Source organism: Streptomyces sp. ActVer, from assembly GCF_027270795.1.
GTDB lineage: Bacteria > Actinomycetota > Actinomycetes > Streptomycetales > Streptomycetaceae > Streptomyces > Streptomyces umbrinus_A.
This window is the reverse complement of the sequence record NZ_JAPWHT010000743.1, coordinates 1-2,969: the sequence shown is the minus strand read 5'-3', so window position 1 is coordinate 2,969 and position 2,969 is coordinate 1. Positions and strand designations below refer to the sequence as shown.

Below are 2,969 nucleotides of genomic sequence, written 5' to 3'. Positions count from 1 at the left end.
TCTCCCCGTCGCCCTCCAGGCCGGCCCCGGAGGCGAGCGCGTCCAGCCACTCGGTCTCGGTGCCGGGGGCGGCCGGCAGCAGCGTGCCGCCCGCCTTCTCCAGGCCGCGGGTCGCGTGCGTGGCCAGCGAGAAGGTCTTCTGCCCGTGTCCCCGCCAGGCCTTGCGCAGCCTCAGGAAGACACCGGGCGCCTCCTCCTCGGACTCGAATCCGGTGAGCAGGACGGCGGGTGCCTTCTCCAGTGCGGTGTACGTGACGCCCGTACCGTCGAGGTCCCGTCCGCGTCCGGCTACCCGGGCGGCCAGGAAGTCGGCCTCCTCGCCGCTGTGCACGCGCGCGCGGAAGTCGATGTCGTTCGTGTCGAGGGCCACGCGCGCGAACTTGCTGTACGCGTAGGCGTCCTCGACGGTCAGCCGGCCGCCGGTGAGGACACCGGCCCGGGAGCGGGCGGCAAGCAGCCCCTGGGCCGCGGCCTCCAGGGCCTCCGGCCAGGAAGCGGGCTCCAGCTCACCGGACTCGCCGCGCACCAGGGGGGTCTGCAAGCGGTCCCGCTGCTGGGCGTAGCGGAAGCCGAACCGCCCCTTGTCGCAGAGCCACTCCTCGTTGACCTCGGGGTCCGGGGAGGCGAGGCGCCGCATGACCTTGCCGCGCCGGTGGTCGGTGCGGGTCGCGCAGCCGCCGGAGCAGTGCTCGCACACCGAGTGCGACGAGACGAGGTCGAACGGCCGGGAGCGGAAGCGGTACGCCGCCGAGGTCAGCGCGCCGACCGGGCAGATCTGGATCGTGTTCCCGGAGAAGTACGACTCGAAGGGGTCGCCCTCACCGGTGCCGACCTGCTGGAGCGCGCCCCGCTCGATCAGCTCGATCATCGGGTCGCCCGCGATCTGGTTGGAGAACCGGGTGCAGCGGGCGCACAGCACACAGCGTTCGCGGTCGAGCAGCACCTGTGTGGAGATCGGGACGGGCTTCTCGTACGTGCGCTTCTTGCCCTCGAAGCGGGACTCGGAGTGGCCGTGCGACATGGCCTGGTTCTGCAGGGGGCACTCGCCGCCCTTGTCGCAGACCGGGCAGTCCAGCGGGTGGTTGATGAGCAGAAGCTCCATCACACCCTTCTGGGCCTTCTCGGCGACAGGAGAGGTGAGGTGGGTCTTGACGACCATCCCGTCCGTGCAGGTGATCGTGCAGGACGCCATGGGCTTGCGCTGGCCCTCGACCTCGACGATGCACTGACGGCAGGCGCCGGCCGGGTCGAGGAGCGGATGGTCGCAGAAGCGGGGGATCTCGATGCCGAGCTGTTCGGCCGCGCGGATGACCAGGGTGCCCTTGGGCACGCTGATCTCGACGCCGTCGATGGTCAGCGAGACGAGATCCTCCGGCGGAACCGCAGCCTCCCCGCCTCCGGAGGGAGCGCTCGTGGTTACCGTCATGCGTTCACCTCCGTGTGCTTTTCCTTGTCGGCCCAGGCCGTCGACTTGGCGGGGTCGAAGGGGCAGCCCCGGCCGGTGATGTGCTCCTCGTACTCCGCGCGGAAGTACTTGAGCGAGGAGAAGATCGGCGAGGCGGCGCCGTCGCCGAGGGCGCAGAAGGACTTGCCGTTGATGTTGTCGGCGATGTCGTTCAGCTTGTCGAGGTCGGACATGACGCCCTTGCCGGCCTCGATGTCGCGCAGCAACTGCACGAGCCAGTACGTCCCTTCGCGGCAGGGCGTGCACTTGCCGCAGGACTCGTGGGCGTAGAACTCGGTCCACCGCGTGACGGCACGGACGACGCAGGTCGTCTCGTCGAAGCACTGGAGTGCTTTTGTGCCGAGCATGGAACCCGCGGCGCCCACTCCTTCGTAGTCAAGAGGGACGTCGAGGTGCTCGTCGGTGAACATCGGGGTCGAGGAGCCGCCCGGCGTCCAGAACTTGAGGCGGTGCCCCTTCCGGATGCCGCCGCTCATGTCGAGGAGCTGACGGAGTGTGATGCCGAGCGGGGCCTCGTACTGGCCGGGGCTGGTGACATGGCCGCTGAGGGAGTAGAGCGTGAAGCCCGGGGACTTCTCGCTTCCCATCGACCGGAACCATTCTTTGCCCTTGTGGAGAATCGCGGGAACCGACGCGATGGACTCGACGTTGTTCACAACAGTCGGACAGGCATAGAGGCCCGCGACCGCAGGGAAAGGGGGACGAAGTCGCGGCTGTCCACGGCGGCCTTCGAGCGAGTCGAGCAGCGCGGTCTCCTCACCGCAGATGTACGCGCCCGCGCCCGCGTGCACGGTGAGCTGGAGATCCAGTCCGCTGCCCAGGATGTTCTCGCCCAGGTATCCCGCCGCGTAGGCCTCGCGTACGGCCTCGTGCAACCGCCTGAGCACGGGGACTACTTCACCACGCAGGTAAATGAAGGCATGCGACGACCGGATCGCATAACAGGCGATGACAATGCCCTCAATGAGGCTGTGCGGGTTCGCGAAGAGAAGCGGGATGTCCTTACAAGTGCCCGGCTCTGATTCGTCGGCGTTGACAACTAGATAGTGAGGCTTTCCATCACCCTGGGGAATGAACTGCCACTTCATTCCGGTGGGGAATCCCGCGCCGCCGCGGCCGCGAAGACCGGAGTCCTTCACATACGCGATGAGGTCGTCCGGCGACATCGCGAGCGCCTTGCGCAGGCCCTCGTACCCGTCGTGCCTCCGGTACACGTCCAGCGACCAGGACTTGTCCTCGTCCCAGAAGGCGGACAGCACGGGTGAGAGCAGCTTCTCGGGGCTGCTCTCTCCGCCGGTCTCCGGCTGGGAGGTGCCCCCGTATTGAGTGGACAAGGTCATCACTCCCCCTCCTCGGCAGTGGGCCCGGCCGGGTGGGACGGGTCGGAGGCCGACGTGTCCTGCGGTGCGTCGTGCGAACTGAGGTGCTCGGACGGGGACGGGTCGTGCGGCGGCTCGTCCTGGGGAGCGCCGGACCCTCGCGGGTGCACCACGCGCGCGGGGCC

Annotated in this window: 2 protein-coding genes and 1 pseudogene; all 3 read right to left on the bottom strand. The window is 68.7% G+C overall.

Annotated elements, in window-relative coordinates:
* On the bottom strand, positions 1-1,426 hold a 1,426-nt coding region (locus O3Q52_RS51450; RefSeq protein ID WP_269655298.1), incomplete at its 3' end, for an NADH-quinone oxidoreductase subunit G.
* Positions 1,423-2,805 carry an NADH-quinone oxidoreductase subunit NuoF gene (nuoF, locus tag O3Q52_RS51445; protein ID WP_269655297.1) on the bottom strand — a complete coding sequence of 461 codons (1,383 nt, stop codon included), beginning with the start codon at positions 2,803-2,805 and terminating at the stop codon, positions 1,423-1,425. The genes O3Q52_RS51450 and nuoF, both read right to left, overlap by 4 nt.
* A pseudogene (locus tag O3Q52_RS51440) lies at positions 2,805-2,969 on the bottom strand (NADH-quinone oxidoreductase subunit NuoE); the annotation flags it as partial. The pseudogene O3Q52_RS51440 and the gene nuoF, both read right to left, overlap by 1 nt.

Coding starts and splice junctions, on each gene's coding strand:
- nuoF (WP_269655297.1), bottom strand. CDS start 2,805: ATGACCTTGTCCACTCAATACGGGGGCACCTCCCAGCCGGAGACCGGC.